At 72.0% G+C, this 20622-nt stretch carries 19 protein-coding genes; 12 read left to right on the plus strand and 7 right to left on the minus strand.

All coding sequences use genetic code 11. The features are described 5' to 3' along the window. Window positions 1-25 precede the first annotated feature (25 nt). Window positions 26-394, minus strand: coding sequence for an ArsR/SmtB family transcription factor (locus ABH931_RS05405; protein WP_370110396.1), 369 nt, complete (start codon window positions 392-394; stop codon window positions 26-28). Beyond that, a complete protein-coding gene (locus tag ABH931_RS05410; RefSeq protein ID WP_370110397.1) occupies window positions 394-765 on the minus strand; it encodes a hypothetical protein in 372 nt (123 codons plus the stop codon). The genes ABH931_RS05405 and ABH931_RS05410 overlap by 1 nt, the downstream gene beginning before the upstream one ends. Window positions 766-880: 115 nt before the next feature. On the opposite strand from ABH931_RS05410, the gene ABH931_RS05415 reads away from it, so the two are divergent. From ABH931_RS05415 to ABH931_RS05430, 4 genes are all read left to right on the plus strand, one after another. Beyond that, entirely contained in the window at window positions 881-1816 is a 936-nt protein-coding gene (locus ABH931_RS05415) for a carbohydrate kinase (RefSeq protein ID WP_370110399.1), read from the plus strand. Between the two features lie 187 nt (window positions 1817-2003). Beyond that, on the plus strand, window positions 2004-2258 hold the full coding sequence (locus tag ABH931_RS05420; RefSeq protein WP_370110400.1) for a hypothetical protein: 255 nt from the start codon (window positions 2004-2006) through the stop codon (window positions 2256-2258). Next, a complete protein-coding gene (locus tag ABH931_RS05425; protein WP_370110402.1) occupies window positions 2251-2934 on the plus strand; it encodes a class F sortase in 684 nt (227 codons plus the stop codon). Before ABH931_RS05420 ends, ABH931_RS05425 begins: the two co-directional genes overlap by 8 nt. Continuing rightward, window positions 2931-3914, plus strand: coding sequence for a serine hydrolase (locus ABH931_RS05430; protein WP_370110404.1), 984 nt, complete (start codon window positions 2931-2933; stop codon window positions 3912-3914). The genes ABH931_RS05425 and ABH931_RS05430 overlap by 4 nt, the downstream gene beginning before the upstream one ends. Here the strand turns inward: ABH931_RS05430 and ABH931_RS05435 are convergent. After that, window positions 3911-4900, minus strand: coding sequence for a serine hydrolase (locus tag ABH931_RS05435; protein WP_370110406.1), 990 nt, complete (start codon window positions 4898-4900; stop codon window positions 3911-3913). The genes ABH931_RS05430 and ABH931_RS05435 overlap by 4 nt on opposite strands. 208 nt (window positions 4901-5108) lie before the next feature. Between ABH931_RS05435 and ABH931_RS05440 the strand changes: the two genes are divergently transcribed. Then, window positions 5109-5690: a hypothetical protein gene (locus ABH931_RS05440; protein ID WP_370110408.1), complete on the plus strand. Its 582-nt coding sequence runs from the start codon at window positions 5109-5111 to the stop codon at window positions 5688-5690. Between the two features lie 204 nt (window positions 5691-5894). Here the strand turns inward: ABH931_RS05440 and ABH931_RS05445 are convergent, their stop codons facing one another. The 3 genes from ABH931_RS05445 to ABH931_RS05455 all read right to left on the minus strand — a co-directional run bounded on the left by ABH931_RS05445 (window position 5895) and on the right by ABH931_RS05455 (window position 8305). Further along, window positions 5895-7142 (minus strand): SGNH/GDSL hydrolase family protein, encoded by a 1248-nt coding sequence (locus tag ABH931_RS05445; RefSeq protein ID WP_370110410.1) that lies wholly within the window; start codon window positions 7140-7142, stop codon window positions 5895-5897. A gap of 153 nt (window positions 7143-7295) precedes the next feature. Then, complete coding sequence (locus ABH931_RS05450) at window positions 7296-7796, minus strand: VOC family protein (RefSeq protein WP_370110412.1); 501 nt, start codon at window positions 7794-7796, stop codon at window positions 7296-7298. A gap of 161 nt (window positions 7797-7957) precedes the next feature. Then, window positions 7958-8305, minus strand: coding sequence for a hypothetical protein (locus ABH931_RS05455; protein WP_370110413.1), 348 nt, complete (start codon window positions 8303-8305; stop codon window positions 7958-7960). A 480-nt stretch (window positions 8306-8785) separates the two neighbouring features. Between ABH931_RS05455 and ABH931_RS05460 the strand changes: the two genes are divergently transcribed. After that, the gene (locus ABH931_RS05460; RefSeq protein ID WP_370110415.1) at window positions 8786-9952 is read left to right on the plus strand and encodes a metallophosphoesterase; all 1167 of its coding nucleotides are present in this window, start codon (window positions 8786-8788) and stop codon (window positions 9950-9952) included. A 69-nt stretch (window positions 9953-10021) separates the two neighbouring features. Here ABH931_RS05460 and ABH931_RS05465 read toward each other — a convergent pair whose 3' ends face one another. Beyond that, window positions 10022-11254 carry a MalY/PatB family protein gene (locus ABH931_RS05465; protein ID WP_370110417.1) on the minus strand — a complete coding sequence of 411 codons (1233 nt, stop codon included), beginning with the start codon at window positions 11252-11254 and terminating at the stop codon, window positions 10022-10024. Window positions 11255-11423: 169 nt separating this feature from the next. Here ABH931_RS05465 and ABH931_RS05470 point away from each other — a divergent pair, with 169 nt between their 5' ends. The 6 genes from ABH931_RS05470 (at window position 11424) to ABH931_RS05495 (ending at window position 20621) form a co-directional block, all read left to right on the plus strand. Next, window positions 11424-12818: an NADP-dependent succinic semialdehyde dehydrogenase gene (locus tag ABH931_RS05470; RefSeq protein ID WP_370110419.1), complete on the plus strand. Its 1395-nt coding sequence runs from the start codon at window positions 11424-11426 to the stop codon at window positions 12816-12818. Window positions 12819-13245: 427 nt separating this feature from the next. Further along, entirely contained in the window at window positions 13246-14391 is a 1146-nt protein-coding gene (locus ABH931_RS05475; protein ID WP_370110422.1) for a GNAT family N-acetyltransferase, read from the plus strand. Beyond that, a complete protein-coding gene (locus ABH931_RS05480; RefSeq protein ID WP_370110423.1) occupies window positions 14388-15560 on the plus strand; it encodes an acyl-protein synthase in 1173 nt (390 codons plus the stop codon). The genes ABH931_RS05475 and ABH931_RS05480 overlap by 4 nt, the downstream gene beginning before the upstream one ends. Further along, window positions 15557-18115, plus strand: coding sequence for an acyl-CoA reductase (locus ABH931_RS05485; protein WP_370110425.1), 2559 nt, complete (start codon window positions 15557-15559; stop codon window positions 18113-18115). Before ABH931_RS05480 ends, ABH931_RS05485 begins: the two co-directional genes overlap by 4 nt. A gap of 112 nt (window positions 18116-18227) precedes the next feature. Beyond that, on the plus strand, window positions 18228-19499 hold the full coding sequence (locus tag ABH931_RS05490; RefSeq protein ID WP_370110427.1) for a phenylacetate--CoA ligase family protein: 1272 nt from the start codon (window positions 18228-18230) through the stop codon (window positions 19497-19499). A 279-nt stretch (window positions 19500-19778) separates the two neighbouring features. Next, on the plus strand, window positions 19779-20621 hold the full coding sequence (locus ABH931_RS05495) for a nitrilase-related carbon-nitrogen hydrolase (RefSeq protein ID WP_370110581.1): 843 nt from the start codon (window positions 19779-19781) through the stop codon (window positions 20619-20621). Window position 20622: the final 1 nt, after the last annotated feature.

Below are 20622 nucleotides of genomic sequence, written 5' to 3' on the forward strand. Positions count from 1 at the left end.
CGCTTCGGGCCCAAGGCTTCGGGCTTCAGGCGGTGCCCGCGAGACCCTCGGCGGAGGCGGTCTCGTCGGCTTCGCGCAGCTGGTCGAGCAGGCGGTCGCGGTCGGCGAGCATCACCGTGAGGATCCGTCGGGCCGCCGCGAGGAGGTCCGCCACGTCGGTGCCCGCGAGCTCGTAGCAGACGTTGGCACCGTCGCGGTAGGAGACGACGATCCCCGATCGCCGCAGCACCGCAAGGTGCTGGGAGAGCGTGGACGGTTCGATCTGCAGGTCGGCGAGGAGGTCGCGGACGGGACGCGGTCCGTGCTGGAGCAGCTCCAGCACCCGGATCCGGGCCGGATGGCCCAGCAGCCGGAAGAACTCGGCCTTGACCTGGTAGAGCGGCGCGGCGGCCATCAGACCTCGAGGTCCTGCTCGATCAGGTGGAGCTTGCGCCGTGCCATGGCCAGGTTGGCCCGCTGGCGGTCCAGCGCGAGGTACAGGAAGAGCCCCTGCCCGGAGCGGCCGGTGAGCGGACGGATGATGTGGTACTGGCCGGTCAGGGTGATCAGGATGTCCTCGATCGCGCCCTCCAGACCGAGCATCTCCATCGTCCGCAGCTTGGCCCGCACCACGTCGGTGTTGCCGGCGGCGGCCGCGCCGAGGTCCAGCTCGCGGCCGCCGCCCGCGCTGCCGAGCGCCAGGCCGCTGTTGTAGTCGACCAGGGCCACCCCGAGGGCACCCTCGATCAACATCGCTTCCTTCAGTGCAATATCGGTGTTCGCCATGGCCAGGGACCGTAGTGAGCGCTGAAACTGACGCGCTGACGAATTGAGGAAAAGCGCAACTGCTCACCTGCGTCTGTGTATGATCCCTGGCTCACCACGACCGGAGCGAGACGCCGTGACCCACTTCCTCGTCGTCGGCGAGAGCGTCGCCGACATCGTCCGCACGCCCGGGCGGCCCGATGTGCCGCACCCGGGCGGCAGCCCCGCCAACGTCGCCTACGGGCTCGCCCGGCTCGGCCACGACACCGCGCTGCTGACCCAGCTCGGCGACGACCCGATGGGCGCGCTCATCCGGGCCCATCTGCTCGCGGCGGGTGTGCGCCTGCTGGACGACGGGCAGCGGGACGTCCGCACGCCCACCGCGGTGGTCTCCCTCGACGGCGACGGGAAGGCGTCCTACGCCTTCGACATCGCCTGGACCCTGCGACGGCCTCTCCCGCCCGTGGGCGACCCCCGCCACGTCCATCTCGGCTCGGTCGCCGCCGTCGCCCAGCCGGGCGCGGACGCGGTGCTCGCCCTGGTCGAGCACCTGCGCGCGGAGGCCGGACCGCAGGCGGGCGGCGGGGTGACCGTCAGCTACGATCCGAACGTGCGACCGGCGTTGATGGGCGGGCACGCGGCCGCGCTGCCTCGGGTCGAGCGGTGCGTGGCCGTCTCGGACGTGGTCAAGGCCAGCGACGAGGACCTGGCCTGGTTGTACCCGGACGAGCCGGAGGCGGCGATCGTCTCCCGCTGGCTCGGTTCCGGTCCGTCGCTGGTCCTGGTCACCCGGGGTGCCTCCGGTGCGGCGGCGTTCACGGCCTCCCACACCGTCACCTCCCCGGCGGGCCGGGCGGTGGTGGTGGACACCGTCGGCGCCGGCGACTCCTTCATGGCGGCCGGCCTGCACGCGCTGCGCACGCTGGCTCCGGACCGCACCGCCCTGGCGGCGCTGGGCCCGGACGCCCTCTCCGAGCTGCTGCGCCAGGCCACGACCGCCGCCGCGCTCACCGTCTCGCGCGCCGGCGCCAACCCGCCGGACGCGGCGGGACTGCGGGCCGCGCTGGGGTAGCCCGGTCGCCAGGCCGTCGCCCGGACAGCCGGGGTCACGGGGCGTCCGAGTAGCCCGAGCGTGTGGACTTGTGGCCCGACGCGATCGCAGACCGTTCGATGCGGGGAACTCCTGACGCAGCATCAGTCGAAGCGGGGCTTCCGCGCCGCTTCGTAGCTCGTTCCTCGTCCACAGGAGGTTCTCGACCGTGAAGCTCGTACGCACCACCGTCATCGGCCTGATCGCCGGCGTATCCGTGCTCGGCGTGGTCAGCCCGTCGTTCGCCGCCGCCCCGCGCAGCACGGCGACGGTGCAGACGCACCACCGTCACCACCACCACCCGCGCTGCGACCGTGACCGTGACCGTGACGACCGCTGGTGCCGTCGTCACCACGGTGTCGACGCGGGCGGTGGCGGTATGGCGGACGCTGTCGCCGGTCGGACCGCGCACCTCGGTGCCTGACCAGCTCACCTGCGGTGGCGGCCGCCGTCGTGCGGCCGCCACCGGTCTGCTGCTCGCCGTTGCTCTGCTCAGCCAGGCCCTCGCGGGCTGTGGAACCGACCACCCCCGCCCGGCGGCCGGCGTGGCCGCGGCCGACGCGGCCCACGGGCCGAGCCTCCCGTCCGGAACCCCGGCGGCCACCGCATCGGCCTCCCCCGGCGCGCCCGCGCCCGCCATGGCAGCCTCCGTGCCGGTCCGCATCGTGATCTCCCGGCTGGGCGTGAACGCGCCGCTCATGAGCGTCGGCCGGGCCGACGACGGAACGGTCGCGACGCCGCCCTACTCCGTGCCGAACACCGCCGGATGGTTCTCCGGTTCGGTCACCCCCGGGCAGGAAGGCACCGCCGTGGTCGTCGGCCACGTCGACACCCACACCGGGCCCGCCGTCTTCTACCCCCTCACCTCCGTCCGCAAGGGCGACACGGTCCAGGTGCAGCGCACCGACCGCACCACCGCCACCTTCACGGTCGACGACATCCAGGTCATCCCCCGTGACGACTTCGACGAGGACGAGGTCTACGCGAACACCGGCCGCCCGGAACTGCGTGTGATCACCTGCGGCGGGGTCTTCGACCGCGCCACCCAGGAGTACTCCAGCAACGTCGTCGTCTACGCCCACCTGACGACGGCGCCATGAAGCGGCCGGCCCGTCTGGTGATCTGCCTGGTCGTGCTGGTGTGCGGCCTGCTGGCCGTGCCGCCGCTGCGGGCCCTGCTGGCCGCAGGGCGGCCCCCGGCGCCCACGCGTCTCGCCGACGACACGGCGGCCCGATCCTGGAGACCACCGGCGCGCACGGGCGCGACCGCGGCGGGGCCTGCGCGGTCCGCGGTCGCGAGACCGAAGGCGACGTCGAAACCGGTCCCGCGGCACCGGTCCTCCTCCTCGGCGGACTCGCTCAGCAGCGACCTCACCCGCGACCTCGCCGCCTCCTCGGGACACGCCGCCGTCGCGGTGCTGGACCTCACCGACGGAGCCACGCTGCAACGCGGGGACACCGCCCACCACTTCGTCACGGCCAGCATCGCCAAGGTCGACATCCTGGCGGCCCTGCTCCTGCAACGGCAGGACGAAGGCCGCAGCACCCTCAGCTCCGCCCAGCGCGGGCTCGCCACCTCGATGATCGAGCAGAGCGACAACGCCGCCGCGAACTCCCTGTTCCGGCAGGCGGGTTCGTCCTGGGGACTGTCCCTCGCCAACCGCCGTCTCGGACTTACCGACACGAGCGTGCCCGACCCCTGCTGGGGCCTGACCCGCACCACGGCCGCCGATCAACTGCGGCTGCTCCAGGCTGTCTTCACCGACCGTTCCGCGCTGAACCGGTCCTCCCGCGCGCTGCTCCAGGAGCTCATGGGGCAGGTGGAGTCCGACCAGGCCTGGGGGGTCAGTGCGGCCGGCCTGGACTCGCCCACCGCCCTCAAGAACGGCTGGCTGCCCCGCCCCGACGGAACCTGGAGCGTCAACAGCATCGGCCGGGTCGGCCGATCGGGGCACATCCTGCTCGTCGCCGTCCTGACCGACCGTCAGCCGACGGAGGACTCCGGCATCGCCCTCGTCGAGAGGGTGGCGCGCGCTGCGGCCTTCGCCCTGGTCCCATCGGTGGGCCGGCCGGCAGGTTAGCCGGCGCCACCCGCCAGCTCCTGGACGGCGGCCTCGGCGACGCTCTCCACCAGCGAGATCCCGTCGGCCATGCTCGGGTTGCCGTCCGAGAGTACGGCGACGAGGTAGGTGTGGCCGTCGCGGTCGACCTCGCCGATGCTGTTGACCACCCACAGGCCGGTGGCGCTCCGGGGCAACCAGCCGTTCTTCAGGGCGTAGTCGTCGCCCGCGCCCGCGGCTGCGCTGACGCCCCAGTCCTGGTCCGCCTCGACGTCGCCCATCAGGGAACGCACGTAGTTTCTTGAGGCCGTGCTCAGCCTGCTGCTGGCGCCGCTGCCGAAGATCTGCCGGAGCAGGGCGAGTTGGTCGGCGGAGGTGGTCGTGGTCAGGCCCCAGTAGCCGCCGGTCCCGGCGGTGGTGCGGTGCAGTCCCAGCCGGGCGTTCGCGGCGTCCAGGGCGCCGGCCCCGCCCAGCTCCTCCAGCAGGCTGGTTGCGGCGTCGTTGTCGCTCTGCTCGATCATGAGGGTCGCGAGCTCGCGCTGGTCGGCGGTCAGGACGGAGCCCTCGTCCTGACACCGCAGCAGGAGCGCGGCCAGGATGTCCGCCTTGACGATGCTGGCCGTGACGAACAGGTGGCCGGTGTCGCCCCGGCTGAGCGTGGCCCCGGTGCCCAGGTCGGCGACGGACACGGCTGCGTGGCCGGCCGCGGCGGCGAGCGCGGAGTCGAGGTTCTGCGCCACGTCGGTGTCCGTCCTCGAGGGTGTCGGGCTGGGGGTCGGCACGGAGGCGCGCGTGGGGGAGAGGCTGGGGGAGGCCGTCGCAGGCACTGTCACCGGGGAGGACGGCGGGGAGGACGGTGGACTGGTCCGGCCGGGTGAGACCCCGGCCGACGCCGTCCTCGCCGGACCGTGGGCGAAGGCCGAGCGCGTGACGAGGACACCGACGGTGACGGTGGCCAACAGGCCCACCAGGACGAGGAACGCGCGCCGGGCGCCGGTCTGCAGCATGGGGTGCGACGGTAGGCGGCCCGGATGAGACGGGCCTGGAAACCGGCTGGCCATCCCCTGACGGGGCACGCCCCTGACGGGTCACCGTTCCTGACGGGGCACGCCCCTGACAGGTCACCGTTCCTGACAGGGCACGCCCGTGACAGGGCACGCGTGGTTCCCGTTGTCCGTGGGGCCTGGCAGGCTGGACGCGACGGAGGGGGAGTTCATGTCACTTGTCGCCGTCGGCCCTTCGGCCGACCCGTCGCTGTTCCTCAGCACCCTGGCCGGCACGCTCGCCGTGTGCTTCACGATCGGTTTCGCCGGGCTGGGGCTGGTACTGGGCGGAGACCTGCCGACGGGCGCGCGGACCAAACTGATCGTCTTCGTGCTCAGCGCGGTCGACCTGGGCGCGGTGGCGGCGCCACTGCTCCTGCTGTGGGCGCTGGGGACGGAGCACCCCTTCTTCACACCGACCGCCGGCTGGGTGGACGTCTGCAGCCTGGGCGTTGCGGCGGTCGCCGCCGCGAACGTGGTGCTGCTGGCGGTGTTCGCGGTCCTCCCGTCCACGCGCGAACGCGTGGTCAAGGCCTGGAGCTTCCTGCGGGCGCCCTCGGAACGGGAGTTGCCCGACCGGATCGCCGGCACCCTCAGGCTTCTCGCCGAGCACCACGCGGCGACCACCACGCCGCCGCACCCCGACGGCGGCGAGGTCGCACTGACCGATCGGGAGCTGCTCGCCGAACTCCTCAAGGTGGTCACGGTCCTGGCCGAACGCCTCCCCGTGGAACGGGACGCCGAGTCCGGCTGAGTCTCAGTCGAACTCCCTGCCCCGGCCCGCACCCGACAGAACCGGTGCGGGAACTGTGGGGTGGGAGCCCGCCCGAGGGTGCGGGTGATTCGCACGCCCGGGTCGCCGACGCCCTCCACCCCTGACCCCATCCCGTCACCGCGGCCGGACACCGGAGCCGCACCCGACCGTCGGGGTGCGGCTCCCGGCGTCGCCGGCCGTCGATCAGACGTGCTGGTCGATGTAGGCGTTGACCAGTCGGGCGATCGCGGACTGGCCGGAGGCGGTCGGGTGGCCCATCTCCTGGCTGGTGCTGAGATGGATCGGCACCACCCAGGAGTCGTGCGCCGCGCACGCCTCGTGGCCGGCCAGGGCGCTGCTGACGTCGACGTAGTTCACGCCGGCCTGGGCGGCGGCCGCGCGGATCACGCCGTCGAGCTGGACGGCGAGGGCGTTGAGACCGGTCCGCTTGTCGTTGGTCAGCCAGTGGCAGCCGGGATCGACCTGCTGCTGCGTGGCGGGGAACAGGCGCGGGTAGCCGACGACGAGGATGGTGGCGTCGGGGTCGGCCCGCCGCACCGCGGCGTAGTCCGCGGCGAGGACCGACCGCTCGGCCTTGATCTTGGTCGCGGCCTTGGCCAGGACCCCGTCGGTGTCGCAGTCACCGTGGCCGTGGAGGTAGATCAGGAAGCAGTCCGCCAGCACCGCCGAGAACCCGACGTCGTTGCCGCCCATCGACAAGGTGACCAGGTCCGGCCGGGGCCGGAGGGCCTTCAGCGCCGTCAGTTGGTCCGGCTGCCCGTGGACCTTGCCGGCCAGCGCCGCCGAGGTGGCGCCGGAGCAGGCGAGGAGCTGCTGCGAGACCAGTGTCTTGGGGCTGAGCCTCAGGAGCAGCCGCGGCCAGGCCTCCGCGGAGCGGTGGCAGTCCGCGGGGGTGGTGTGGTCGTAGGTCCCGGCGCCCTCACCCGAGGAGTAGGAGTCGCCGAGCGCGGCCAGGTGCTGCTTGCCGGTGATCGACAGCAGCCGGAAGGTGTAGTCGGCGCTGCCGGAGCCGCATGGTCCGGACACGACGCTGCCGGTCAGCACCAGGTGGTAGACCCCGCGGTCGGCGTAGGCGTGGTCGGCCAGGAACTCGATGCCGTCGGGCCCTCCCTTCTTGGTGAAGTCCTGCCCCTTGCCGCCGTCCCCCCAGTTCATGTGGATCTTGAACACGCAGTCCGACGTGTCGCCGAAGTTGTAGATGCTCATGGTGATCTGCGGGTTGTGGCTGCTGCAGTCCGTGACGAGTGTGTCCGCCAGGTCGCAGTGCGCCGACGGCGCCGGACTGCCGGCCGAACCGCCCGCCCGGGCGCCCGCCGGTCCGTTGACCGACGGTGTCCCCGTCGCGGCGAAGCTCGCGCCCGTCGGCCCGAGCAACGCGCAGGCCATGGCCACCAGCGCCACGACCCAGACCCGCCATCGCCTTCCGTGCATGGATTCCCCCCAGCCGGCCTGACCTGCCCGCACCGGCGGTGCGGGGTTCGAGGCGGCCTCAGGATGCCCTCCGGCCGGGCCCGACGTGCCGTATTTGATCAACTGATGCCGATCTCATACCTTTCGGGCTCGTTGCGCTTCTTCTGGCGGTCCTCAGGTGGCGGAGCCGGCGGCGGCACCGGTGGCCAGGTCGGTGCCCCAGCGGGCGATGTCGGCCTCGAGGTCGAGGGCCCGCATCTTCGTCTCGTCGTCGGCCGCCGGCCAGTCCTCGCGAGGCACCCGCCACATCACCTCGAACTCGTTGCCGTCCGGGTCCTTGGCGTAGAAGGACTTGGAGACGTGGTGGTCGGTGGCGCCGACCAGCGCCCCGCGCTCGCTCAGCGCCCGGCCGACCTCGGCGAGCTCGCCCAGCGTGCCGACCTCCCAGGCCAGGTGGTACAGGCCGACCCGGCCCTGCTGCGGACCCGGCGCGCCGGCGCCGAGGGCGAACAGGCCGAGGTCGTGGTCGTTCTGCGTCTCCTGCGCGCTGAGGAAGGCGGCCCGACCGGGGATCTCGACGTCGACCTTGAAGCCGAGCACCTCCGTGTAGAACGCGACCGAGGTCGCGACGTCGCGGATGTAGAGGACCGCGTGGTTGAGGCGGCGTACGGGCATGGGTGGTCTCCTAGCGAGGTTCGACCCTGAACGGAACTGGTTCGACCATAACCATTGCTTCGAATTTGAACAAATGGCGGGTAGGGATCCGTGCCGCGCGCAGGAAGGGCACCGGCGTTCGCGAGCGAACGCCGGCGCCCGGAGCTGGAGGCAGGGGCCGGTCAGTCGGGTTTGGGCAGGGTGTTCGTCGCCCAGCCCGCGAGCACGGCGATGACACCGGCGAACAGGAGCGTGGCCACGAGGTTGCCGGCCCGCTGCGAGCCGCTCAGCCCGCCCAGCACGGTGACCAGCAGATAGGCGACGTAGGACAGGCCGAGGATCACCAGGAACGCCTCGAAGGCCCGGGACGTCCGCATCTGCAGGGCGTACAGCACGAGCGACGCCAGCAGTGTCGCCGTGAAGATACCGGCGCACAGGGCCCCGAGGTTCGCGACGCCGTCGTCGAGCGTCGTGGAGCTCTCGAAGGCCATCAGGTTGGTCATGCCACGCAACACCATCGTGATGGCCACCGCGGCAAGGATCGCGAAGCCACCCGCGAGAGCTGCCCGGGCGCAGACGGCGGAGACGGACAGCCGCTGACCTTGCGGGGCCGCACCCGGGCCAGTGGCCGACCGCGAGGCCGGCGGCCGGGCCGAGTGCGGAGTGGGGAGAGAAGTGTGGGCCATGGCCGGCTCCCATCGCCAGGACGTACGGGCCACCTTCCATCGAATACCTCTTCGGCGCCGTCCGCTCGCGGGAGGAGCCCGAACGAGTGGTCCGGTGGCCCTGTGGCCGGCGGTGTGCTGGGGGACCGGTCGCGGGTGCGCGCGGAGCCCGACGCTCCGTTTCGCGGGCCAACAGAGGGGCTGCTGTGGCGGATTGGACAATTCAGCCGTCTGCCCTGGACGCGGCGAAGGGAGTTCATCCTTTCGTTGGGTGCCGTTTGCAACAGCTACTGGGTGGATTGCCTAACGTGCGCTGACCACACAATTCGTGGAAGGACATCGCACATGCGCCGCGCCACCAAGATCTCCGCTCTGGCCGTCAGCCTGGCCGTTCTCGCCGTCGCCGGAACCGCCGTCGCCGAGTCGAACAGAGGCAACGACAACGACTGGCCCTATGCTCAGCACAGCTCCAAGGTCTACACACTGGCCGCCGTCGGCGACATCGCCTGCGAGCCCGACGACGACGAGAACGCCGGCACCCCGACGGCGCTCAAGTGCGGCAGCCCCACCCTGGGCGGCATGAGCGCCGAGTTCGCGACCGCGCAGCAGGCCACCGACATGCACCCCGACGCCGTGGCCCTGCTCGGCGACGAGCAGTACCAGGTCGGCAAGCTGACCGACTTCGAGCAGTCCTTCGACCAGGCGTGGGGCGGCCTGAAGATGCTGGAGCGCCCGGCGCCGGGCAACCACGAGTACTACGCGTACGCCAAGAAGGGCGACAACGAGGCCGGGCAGAACGGCAACGGCTACTTCAGCTACTTCAACGGCCACAACCAGGCAGGCACCCCCACCAGCCAGGGCCAGGCCGGCGACGACACCGACAGCAACCAGGGCTGGTACTCCTACAACCTCGGTAACTGGCACATCGTCTCCCTCAACGCCGAGTGCGACTCCGACGCGTTCAAGCACGACTGCTCCACCACCGACAACGGCCTCCTCGGCCAGGAGACCCAGTGGCTCGCCCACGACCTGGACATCAACTCGCGTCCGTGCACCATCGCTTACTGGCACCAGCCGACCTTCACCGCGACCACGGCCTCGACCGCCACGGTGCCCGCGTCCGCGCCCGGCGCCGGCGGCGTCGAGGGCGCGGCGGCCGACGCCTGGTGGCAGCTCCTCTACCAGCACCGCGCCACGCTGATCCTCAACGGCCACGAGCACGCGTACGCGCGGCTGCGCCCGATGGACCCGACCGGCCAGTCCGACCCGAAGCACGGCATCCCGGAGTTCATCATCGGCTCCGGCGGCGAGGCCCTGGACTCCCTGGCCGGCACCCCCGGCAACTGGGCCAACCCCAACGTGGTCACCGCCCAGGCCGGCGCCTTCGGCGTCATGAAGCTCACCCTCAAGTCCCACAGCTACAGCTGGGACTACCAGCCCGTCCTGGCAGGCCCGGGCTTCGACTCGTCCGCGCTGCAGTACAGCGACACCGGTAGCGGCACCTGCAAGTGAGACCCCGGCCCGGCCCGGCTGCGCGGACCCCGGCGGGTCCGCGCAGCCGGCCGTGGCGTGACCGTGGTGTCACAGGTCGGCGATCGCTCGTCCCATGCGTTCCACCGCCTCGCGCAGTACCGCCGGGGAGGTCGCGAAGTTGAGGCGCACGCGACCCGCTCCGCCGGTGCCGAAGACGTGCCCGGAGCTGAGCGCGACCCGGGCCTTGTCATGGAAGAACTTCGCGGGACCGGCCAGGTCGCTGACCACGCCGGGGCCGTCGGCCTGGTCGTCGTGCAGGTCGAGCGCGGTGCAGTCGAGCCAGGCCAGGTAGGTCGCCTCGGGCCGGTGGTACGTGACGCCGGGAAGGTGCTGCGCGACCAGGTGGCCCAGCAGACGCCGGTTGGCGTCGAGTCCGGTCAGCAGCTCGTCGAGCCAGTCGCGGCCGGAGCGCAGCGCCGCGGTGTGGGCGATGACGCCGAGGTGACTGGGGCCGTGGCTGACCTCCTCGGGCATGCGCCGCAGGTCGGCCGCGGCCTCCGGGCCGGCGTAGGCGACCGCGGCCTTGAGCCCGGCGAGGTTCCACGCCTTGGACGCGGAGGTCACGGCCAGGCCGTTCTCCGCGCCGGCAACGCTGAGGAAGGGGGTGAAGGCGGCCCCCGGCAGCACCAGGGGCCCGTGGATCTCGTCCGAGACGACCCGCACCCCGTGTCTGCGGGCGAGTTCCGCCACAGCCCCCAGTTCCTCGCGGGTGTGCACGACTCCGGTGGGGTTGTGCGGGTTGCTCATCAGGAACGCCGCGCCCCGGCGGCCGCCGTCGCGTGCCCGGACGAACGCCTCCTCGAGGGCGTCCAGGTCGATGCGCAGGTTCGCGCCCAGCGGAGCTTCGACGACCTGCCTGCCGTCGTGGCTCACGAAGGCGTAGAAGGGCGGGTAGACCGGGGAGCCCACCACGACGGCGTCACCCGGGTCCGTGACCAGTCGCAGCAGTTCGACCACGCCCAGCATCACGTCGGGCACGATCGCGGTGTTCTCGACCCGCAGACCGTCCCAGTGCCAGCGGTCGTGCGCGAAGTCCGCGAGAGCCTCGGCGTAGGCACGCCCGTGGGGGTAGCCCGTGTCGCCCAGCTCGATCGCCTCGTGCAGGGCCGCCACGACGGCGGGGGCGAGCGGGACGTCCATCTCCGCGACCCACAGCGGGAGCACGTCAGCGGGGTAGGCGCGCCATTTCATGCTGGTGCGCCGCCGCAGCCGGTCGAGGCTCAACCGGACCAGGGGGTCGTTCCGGCCGGCGTCCGCTGTCGTGAGACCTTCACTGTCCATACCGTCCATCACACTCCACCGAGGGGCCGACCGGAAGCGGCCACGCGCCCGGTGACGTGACGCTCGACTCGCCCGTTCGGGCGGTGGTGATGCGGGAACGGCTGCGGAACCGGCATCATCCCGAGGGAAGGTGTGACGCGTACGAGGCAGCATGAGGAAGGACCCGCCCATGCCCATTGCAACGGTCGACCCCGCAACCGGCGAGACACTCAAGACCTTCGACCCGCTGGGACCGGAGGAGCTCGAACGGCGTCTGGCCGCCGCCCACGCCGCCTTCCGCCGCCACCGCGTCACTGACTTCGCCGAACGGTCCCGGCTGCTCCACCGCGCCGCGGACCTGCTGGACCAGGACCGCGACGACATCGCCCGCACGATGACCACCGAGATGGGCAAGCCGCTCGCCGCCGCACGAGCGGAGGCCGCCAAATGCGCCAAGGCCATGCGCTGGTACGCGGACCGCGCCGAGGCCCTGCTGGCGGACGAGCACCCCCTGCCGGCGGATGTGAAGGACTCCGGCGCCGAGCAGGCGCGAGCCGTCTACCGGCCGCTGGGCGTCGTCCTGGCCGTCATGCCCTGGAACTTTCCGCTGTGGCAGGTGATCCGATTCGCGGCACCCGCTCTGATGGCCGGCAACACCGGCCTGCTCAAGCACGCCTCCAACGTCCCGCAGACCGCCCTCTACCTGGAGGACCTCTTCCGCCGGGCCGGCTACCCCGAAGGATGCTTCCAGACCCTGCTCATCGGTTCCGGCGCCGTCGAGGCCGTGCTGCGCGACCGCAGGGTGGCGGCCGCGACCCTGACGGGAAGCGAGCCCGCCGGCCGTTCGGTCGCCGCGATCGCCGGCGACGAGATCAAGAAGACGGTCCTGGAACTCGGTGGCAGCGACCCGTACGTGGTGATGCCGTCGGCCGACCTGGAGCGCGCCGCCCGCACAGCCGTCACGGCCCGCGTGCAGAACAACGGGCAGTCCTGCATCGCCGCCAAGCGCTTCATCGTGCACACGGACGTCTACGACGCCTTCGCGGGACGCTTCACCGAGCTGATGGCCGCGCTCACGGTGGGCGACCCCATGAACGAGTCCACCGACGTCGGCCCCCTCGCCACCGAGCAGGGCCGCGCCGACCTGGAGGAACTCGTCGACGACGCGCTCGGGAACGGGGCGGTGGCCCTGTGCGGGGGCAAGCGCCCTGCGGCGCTGTCCCGCGGCTGGTACTACGAGCCCACGGTGCTGGCCGGGGTGACCCCGCAGATGCGCATCCACCACGAGGAGGCGTTCGGCCCGGTGGCCACCCTGTACCGGGTGCGGGACCTGGACGAGGCCCTGGATGTCGCCAACGACTCGCCCTTCGGTCTGAGTTCGAATGTCTGGACCCGCGACGAGGAGGAACAGCGGCGCTTCGCACGGGACATGGGGGCCGGCGGAGTCTTCTTCAACGGAATGACGGCCTCCCACCCGGCTTTCCCCTTCGGAGGCGTGAAGCGCTCGGGGTACGGCAGGGAGCTTTCGGGGCACGGAATCCGGGAGTTCTGCAACATCACGACGGTGTGGCACGGAGCCGTCTAGAAGTGGCCCTTGAAGGGTCGTCGACCGGGCCGAGCAGCAGGCGGCGGGCGCAGCCGCGGCCGTCTCCATCGTGTGCGGTGTACATCGTGGATTCGGCCGTCCGTCATCTGCGCATTCCCGGTGGTTCGCCGTCGATGTGATCCTCGTCCCATTCGTGGCATCCGTTCGGGAAAAGACACTTGACGTGTCGTTACCGACCCTTCCGGCGGGTTAGAGTGATCTTGTCGGGCCGCCCCGCAGCGCGGATCCGGCTCCTCCATTCGGTTTGCCGCCCCGCTGGTCAACACGCCAGGCGGGTTGCGGCATGGCCTGCTTCGTGCGGGATCCACCACACGCGGACACCTCATCCAGGGACCGTTTCCGATGGCGAGGGCGAAATCCGGCCCCGGGCGACCCCCGGGGCCCGGGGGGACTTTGGGGAGGTAGATTGGCTGCGCAATTCCGTGCTGCCCGCACGGACGACATCGACGAGCTGCTGACGCTCTATCGGGCGGTGTACGGCAGCTCGTACACCCTGCCTCTCGGCACCGACCGTGAGGTGATGGCGCGGGAGATCGAATCCCCCACCACCACCTGGCTGGTGGCCCGGACCGGCCCGCAGGGGCCGCTGGTCGCCTCGATTCTCGGCACCGTCTCTCCTTCGGAGCGGCTGGGGAAACTGCAGGGACTGGCAGTGCACCCCGACGCCCGCGGTGGCGGCATCGCCCGGCAGGCGGTGCGGGAGCTCAGCGACCAGATCCTGGGCGAGCAGCCGGTGGACTCCGTCTACGCGACGGCACGCACCAACTCCACCGCGCCGCAACGCATCTGTCTGCAGAGCGGGTTCCGCGCCCTCGGCGTGTTCCCGAACCTGCGCAAGTCCGACCGCCACGAGACGATGGTCCTCCTCGCCCGTCACCGCCCCGGTGTGCTCGAACAGCGCCTTCCCGTCCCGCGGGTGCCGGCCGGCCTGGCCGGCCTGGTCGACGCGGTGCACGAGACCGTCGGGCTGCCCGACGCGCCACGCCCCACGGTGGACGGGCGGACTTCTCCCGACCCTGTCCGAGCGGGCGCCGCGTCCGCGTTCGAGCTCGTGGACGCGCCCGCGTTCGTCCGGCGCCGGTTCACCGAGGCGGTCCCCGAGCCCGGGGACCGGTTCTACCCCTTTCATGCACCGAACGTGCTGCTCACGGCCGAGGACGGCGGCTTCGAGGTCTACGCCCAGCTGAACCGGGGCGACGGCTACTGCGCGCTGGTCGCCACGGCTCCGGGGCTCTCGGAGCGCGGCGGCGACCTCGACGCGGTGATCAGCACCCTGTCCGACCACGGCGCGCTGCACGTCGAGATGCTGCTGCCGCTGGACCGCTACGCGGACCTGAACCTGCTGCTCGGCAACGGGTTCCTGCCGGCCGCCGCCTATCCGGCGATGCGCCTGGAGGGCGACGGCTACCGCGACTACGTGGTGATGGCACGCACCATGAAACCTCTCGACTTCCGCGGCCTGGCCATCGACGCCGCGTTCCGCCCCTTCACCGAGCAGTACATCGAGCTGTGGAAGCAGCAGTACCTCAACACGCACGGGATATTCCATTGAGCCAGTACCTCGAACCGGTCGCGGTCCCGGACCCGGCCGCGCTCGCGCACGTCCAGCAGTTGTGCGACATCGCCGAGCCCTACATGGTCGGCGCCGAACTGGACGAGCTGTTCGTCCGGGCGATGAACGAGTCCAACGCCTGGCACGCGGCCAGGTCGCCGTTCTTCGCGCGCCTCCTCGAGTCCGGCCCCACCGCCGGTGCGCCGCTCGACGGCATCGACGAGCTGCACCGACTCCCTTACGTGCACGCCAACTTCTTCAAGGCTCACGAGATCGTCTCCGTGCCGGAGCAGGACGTCGCGCTGCACGTCACCTCCTCCGGCACGACCGGGCAGAAGTCGCAGATGTTCTTCGACCACTGGACGCTGCGCAACGGACAGCGGATGGTCGCGCGGGTCTTCGACTCCTACGGCTGGCTGGGCGAGGAGGAGCCGGTCAACTACCTGCTCTCCAACTACCAGCCGCGGCCCGGCCTCAACCTCGGCACCTCGTTCACCGACGAGTACCTGTGCCACTTCGCGCCGGTGCGGTCCGTCGAGTACGCGCTCAAGCACACCGGCGCCGGGCACGAGTTCGACCCCTTCGGCTGCGCGCGGGCCCTGCTGCGCTACGCCGAGGAGGGCGCCCCGGTGCGGATCCTGGGCTTCCCCGCCTTCCTGTCCTTCACCCTGGACCGGATGCGTGACCTGGGCCTGCCGCCGGTGCGGTTGGACCCGCGCTCGCTGGTCGTCTTCGGCGGCGGGTGGAAGGGCCACGCCGACAAGCAGGTCGCCAAACCGGAGCTGTACCGGCGCATCCACGACCAGCTGGGCATCCCGGACGAGCGGATCCGCGACGGCTACGGCGCGGTCGAGCACTCGGTGCTGTACATGGAGTGCGCCAACCACCGGCTGCACGTGCCGACCTGGTCGCGCATGCTGGTGCGCGACGTGGGCACGCTGGAGCCGCTGCCCTACGGGGAGCGCGGCTACGCCCAGTTCGTCTCCCCGTACATCACCTCGGTGCCGGCGCAGTCGGTGCTCATGGGCGACCTGGTCTCGCAGCACTCCCCGGAGGAGTGCGGCTGCGGGCTGCCCACGCCCTGGTTCGCCGTGCACGGGCGGGCCGGGGTCAGCCGGAACCGCAGCTGTGCCGTCGCCGCCGCCGAACTGCTCAAGGGAACGTCATGACGATCGATCAGCACTACTGGCAGGGCGCCTGGGTGGACGACGCCGAGGTCGAGAAGCGTCTCGACGCACTCGGCGAGGACGTGCGCGCGGCGCTCGGGCAGCAGCTCGGCCCGCTGGTCGTGCTGGCGGCCTGCGACCTCCTCTCCGCCGCCCTGGCCGACCCGCAGAGCTCCCAGTCGCTGCGCCTGGCAGCCGAGTTGCAGGCCTCGGGCGTTCCGGCGCACGAGGCGGCCCGCACCCTGCGCGACGTCGCCGAGGCGCTGGGCCGGGAGCCGCTGGAGACCAAGCTCATGCGTGAGCTCGGCGGGATCGACCCGGGCCGGCTGGCCCGCTTCGACTTCCGCCGCGAGATATTCGAGGGCTGGCTGCCCGTCGGTCTGCTGGTCCACGTCGCCCCGGGGAGCGCCCCGGCGGCGGGTGCGCTCAGCGTGGTCGAGGGCCTGCTGGCGGGCAACGTCAACGCGGTCAAGACCAGCGGCGGTTCGCGGTTCACCCAGATGCTGCTGGCGGAGCTCGCGGAGCTGGACCCCAGCGGCCTGCTGGCCGCGCGCACGATCGTGCTCAACTTCCCCTCCAGCCGCACCGAGTGGCTGCGCCGCCTGTGCGAGCAGGCCGACGCGGTCGCCGCCTGGGGTGGCGAGGAGGCCATCGCCGGGGTGGCGGCGCTGGTGCCGCCGGGCTGCCGTCTGATCGACTGGGGGCCCAAGCTGTCCTTCGGCTATCTCACGCAGGACGCCTGGGCCTCGCCCGAGGCGCTGCGCGGCATCGCCGACGACATCTGCCGGCTGGACCAGCAGGCCTGCTCCAGCCCGCAGGTCGTCTACCTCGACACCGACGACAACGAGCAGGTCTTCGCCTTCGCGGAGCGTTTCGCCCGCGTCCTGGACCAGACCGTGGCCGCGCTCTCCCCGGCCCCGCCGGAGCTGCTGGAGCGCGCCGAGATCAGCAACACCGTGCTGGTCGCCAGGCTGGAGGAGCACCTGGGCCTGACCCGGGTGCACGAGGCCGCGGACGGCACCTGGCGGGTGCTGGCCGACACCCGCATCGCGCTGCGCGCCTCGCCGCTGCACCGCACGGTGTGGGTCAAGCCGCTCCCGCGCACCCGCATCGTGGAGGTGCTGCGCCCGATGCGCCGCTACCTCCAGACGGTCGGCCTCGGTGCCTCCCGTGCCGACACCGCGCAGCTGGCGCAGGCCGTGCTCGCCGCGGGCGCGCAGCGCGTCACCGTGCCGGGCCGGATGCTGGACAGCTACGACGGCGAGCCGCACGACGGCGTCTACGCGCTCCAGCGCTACAGCCGCCGTGTGGACGTCCAGTTGGACGCGCGGTTCAGCGGCGACGCGTGCCTGGACGACCTGGTCGCGGCCCGGGAACTGGCGCCCCCGAAGGCCGAGGTGGTGTCCAAGAACGACTTCGAGCTGCTCCAGGACGACCTGAGCCGGGCGGAGGTCTTCTTCCGCAGCGGCGGCAGCGCCGGCGCGCCCAAGCTGTCCGCGTTCACCTGGGACGACTACCACGAGCACATGCGCTCCGGCGCCGAGGGCCTGCTCGCGGCGGGCTTCGACGTGCGCACCGACCGTGCGATGAACCTCTTCTTCGGCGGCCTGCTCTACGGCGGCTTCTCCAGCTTCTTCTCCGTGCTGGAGACGCTGCAGGCGGTCCAGTACCCGATGGCCGCGCAGGAGGACCACGCACTGGTCGCCCGCTCGATCGTCGAGCACGGGGTCGACACGCTGTTCGGCATGCCCAACTACCTGCTGCGCGTCTTCGCCGCCGGTGCGGCCGAACTGCGCGCCTACCGGGGCGTGCGCAAGGTGTTCTTCGGCGGCGAGCACTTCCCGCAGGCTCAGCGGGACTGGCTGCGCACCGAGTTCGGGGTCGAGGTGATCCGCTCGGCCGCCTACGGCAGCGTCGACGCGGGTCCGCTGGGCTACCAGTGCCCCGACGCCCCGGACCGGGTGCACCACCTGTTCAGCGGCCTGCACACGCTGGAGATCCTGGCGCTGGACGAGGACCGCCCCGCCGCCGTGAGCGAGACCGGCCGCCTGGTGTTCACCGCCCACACTCGGCGCGGGCAGCGCCTGGACCGCTACGAGATCGGCGATCTCGGGCGCTGGACGCCGGGCGAGTGCCCGTGCGGCCGGCGCACGCCCCGCTTCGAGCTGCTCGGCCGGTTCGGGGACATCTTCCGCAGCGGCAGCCACTTCCTCAACGTCCGCCGGTTCCTCGCCGTGGCTGAGGAGACCCTGGGCCACCGGGGCGCCCTGCAGATCGTCCTGGACGAGGACGCCACCAGCGAGTCGCTGACGGTGCGCCTCGAGGCGCAGGCAGGGGCAACGGAGGCGGGGGCAACGGAAGCGGGGGCCGCGGAGGCGTCGAGCGCCGAGGTGACCGCGCAGGCCTTCCTTGACGGCTACCCGGAGCTCGCGGCCGCGGTCGTCCGGGACCGGCTGGTGGACCTCCACGTGGAGCACCTGCCGTCGGACGCCTTCGAGCGCACCGCTGCCAGCGGCAAGCTGCCGGCCGTGGTCGACCGCCGGATCCGCAACCGCTGACCGGTACCAGCTGCCCGCTGGCCGCTGCCCGCTGCCCGGGTCGGACGGCCTCCATGGCGTCCGACCCGGCGCCGACCCTCCCACGAGACGACACGGACGAGACCCGGACCCGATGAACCAGCAGCAGACCACCACGGCGGAACTGATCGCCTTCGTGCGGCAGCACTCGCCCTTCTACCGTGACCTCTACGCCGGCCTGCCCGCCGCGACCGGCGACCTGACCGCGCTGCCCCTGGTCGACCACGCCGCCTTCTGGCAGGCCCACGGCGCCACCACCAGCAGCGTCCTGACCAGCCCGCACGACGACGGGATCGTCTTCAAGACCGGCGGGACCACCGGCGCGCCCCGCGTCTCGCGCTACACCCGCGACGAGTGGCGCGCGATGTGCCACCGCTTCGGCGAGGGCCTGCCCGCCGCCGGGCTGCTCCCGGGCGACCGGGTGGCCAACCTCTTCTACGCCGGGGAGCTGTACTCGAGCTTCGTCTTCACGCTCAACCTGCTCCAGGAAGCGCCGATCCCCACCGTCCAGCTGCCGATCGGCGGCGCCGCGCCGCTCGACACCACCATCACCACGCTGCGCGACTTCTCCGCGACGGTGCTGGCCGCCCCGCCCACCTCGCTGTGCCGGCTGGCCCGCGAGGTCGTCGCCGGGCCGGGCACGCTGCCGGACGTGCGGCTGGTCCTGTTCAGCGGCGAGGCCTTCTACGGCGACCAGCTCGCCCTGCTGGCACGGGCCTTCCCCGCGGCCCAGGTCCGCTCCATCGGCTACGCCAGCGTCGACGCGGGCGTCCTGGCCGGGCCGGTGGCAGGCGAGGCCGACGCGCGGATCCACCAGGTCTTCACGGCGGACAAGGTCGTCGAGCTGCTGGACCCGGTCACCGGCGAGCCGATCGAGGAACCCGGCCGTCCCGGCCGCGTGGTGGCCACGGACCTCGCCCGCAGGCTGATGCCGGTCATCCGCTACCCGGTCGGCGACCTGGCCGAGTGGACGGACTTCCCCCGGCGCCGGTTCCGGCTCCTCGGCCGCTCGGAGGAGGGCGCCCGCGTCGGCCCGGTCACCGTCTACCTGGAGGACCTGCGCGCCGTCGTCACCGCGGCCGACCCGGCCCACCGGGTCGCGGACCTCCAGATCGTGCTGCGCCACCGTGACGAGCTCGACGAGCTGGTGCTGCGTCTGGCCGACAGCGCGCCCGGCGAAGGCGGCCGCGACGCACTGGCCCACGCCATCGCCGGACGTCTGGGCGAGACCCGCCCGATGTTCGACGACCACGTCCGCCGCGGCCTCATCCACCCACTCGCGGTGGAGTGGGTCACCGCCGCGGACCTGACGGTCAACCCGCGCACGGGCAAGCTCGTCCGTCTCCTCGACGAGCGCATGGGCTGACCACCGAGACCGTGCCTGCCTGCGCTGCGGGCGGTCAGGCCCGCCCGTGGGGCTCCTGCGCGACCGGCGCTGACCTTTTGCCGACCACGGAGGGTGCGACACGCGCCTGAGCTGGGAAGGACACGCGGGGGCTGTGATATGCCCGACATATTGCCATCAAGGTCGGGAACGACCATGCTTCTACGCACGTAGAACCACGCTGAAGGCGAGGCACCGCACATGTCGGAATCCGTCAGCAGTTCACCGGGCTCGCAAGGCTCGCAGGGGTCGATGCAGGGAGTGCCGCGCGTCGTGCGCGCGGCGCTGGTGCAGACGAGGTGGACCGGAGACACCGAGTCCATGGTCGAGCTGCACGAGAGGTACGCGCGGGAGGCAGCGGCGCAGGGCGCGCAGGTGATCGGGTTTCAGGAGGTCTTCAACGCCCCCTACTTCTGCCAGGTGCAGGAACCCGAGCACTACCGCTGGGCCGAGCCCGTGCCGGACGGGCCCACGGTGACGCGGATGCGCGAGCTCGCGCGCGAGCTGGGCATGGTCATGGTGGTGCCCGTCTACGAGGTCGAGCAGTCCGGCTTCTACTACAACACCGCCGCGGTGATCGACGCCGACGGCAGCTACCTCGGCAAGTACCGCAAGCACCACATCCCCCAGGTCAAGGGGTTCTGGGAGAAGTACTACTTCCGCCCCGGCAACCTCGGCTGGCCCGTCTTCGACACCGCCGTCGGCCGCGTCGGGGTCTACATCTGCTACGACCGCCACTTCCCCGAGGGCTGGCGCGCGCTCGGGCTCGCCGGGGCCGAGATCGTCTACAACCCCTCCGCCACCAGCCGCGGCCTCTCCGCGTACCTGTGGCAGCTGGAGCAGCCCGCCGCCGCCGTCGCCAACGAGTACTTCGTCGCCGCGATCAACCGCGTCGGGGTCGAGGAGTACGGCGACAACGACTTCTACGGCACCAGCTACTTCGTGGACCCGCGCGGCCAGTTCGTCGGGGAGCCGGCCTCCGACAAGGAGGAGGAGCTGGTCGTCCGGGACCTCGACCTCGGGCTGATCGAGCAGGTCCGCAACCAGTGGGCGTTCTACCGGGACCGGCGTCCCGACGCCTACGGCCCGCTGACGGAGGCCTGAG

Source organism: Streptacidiphilus sp. MAP12-33, assembly GCF_041261265.1.
Taxonomy (GTDB): Bacteria; Actinomycetota; Actinomycetes; order Streptomycetales; family Streptomycetaceae; genus Streptacidiphilus.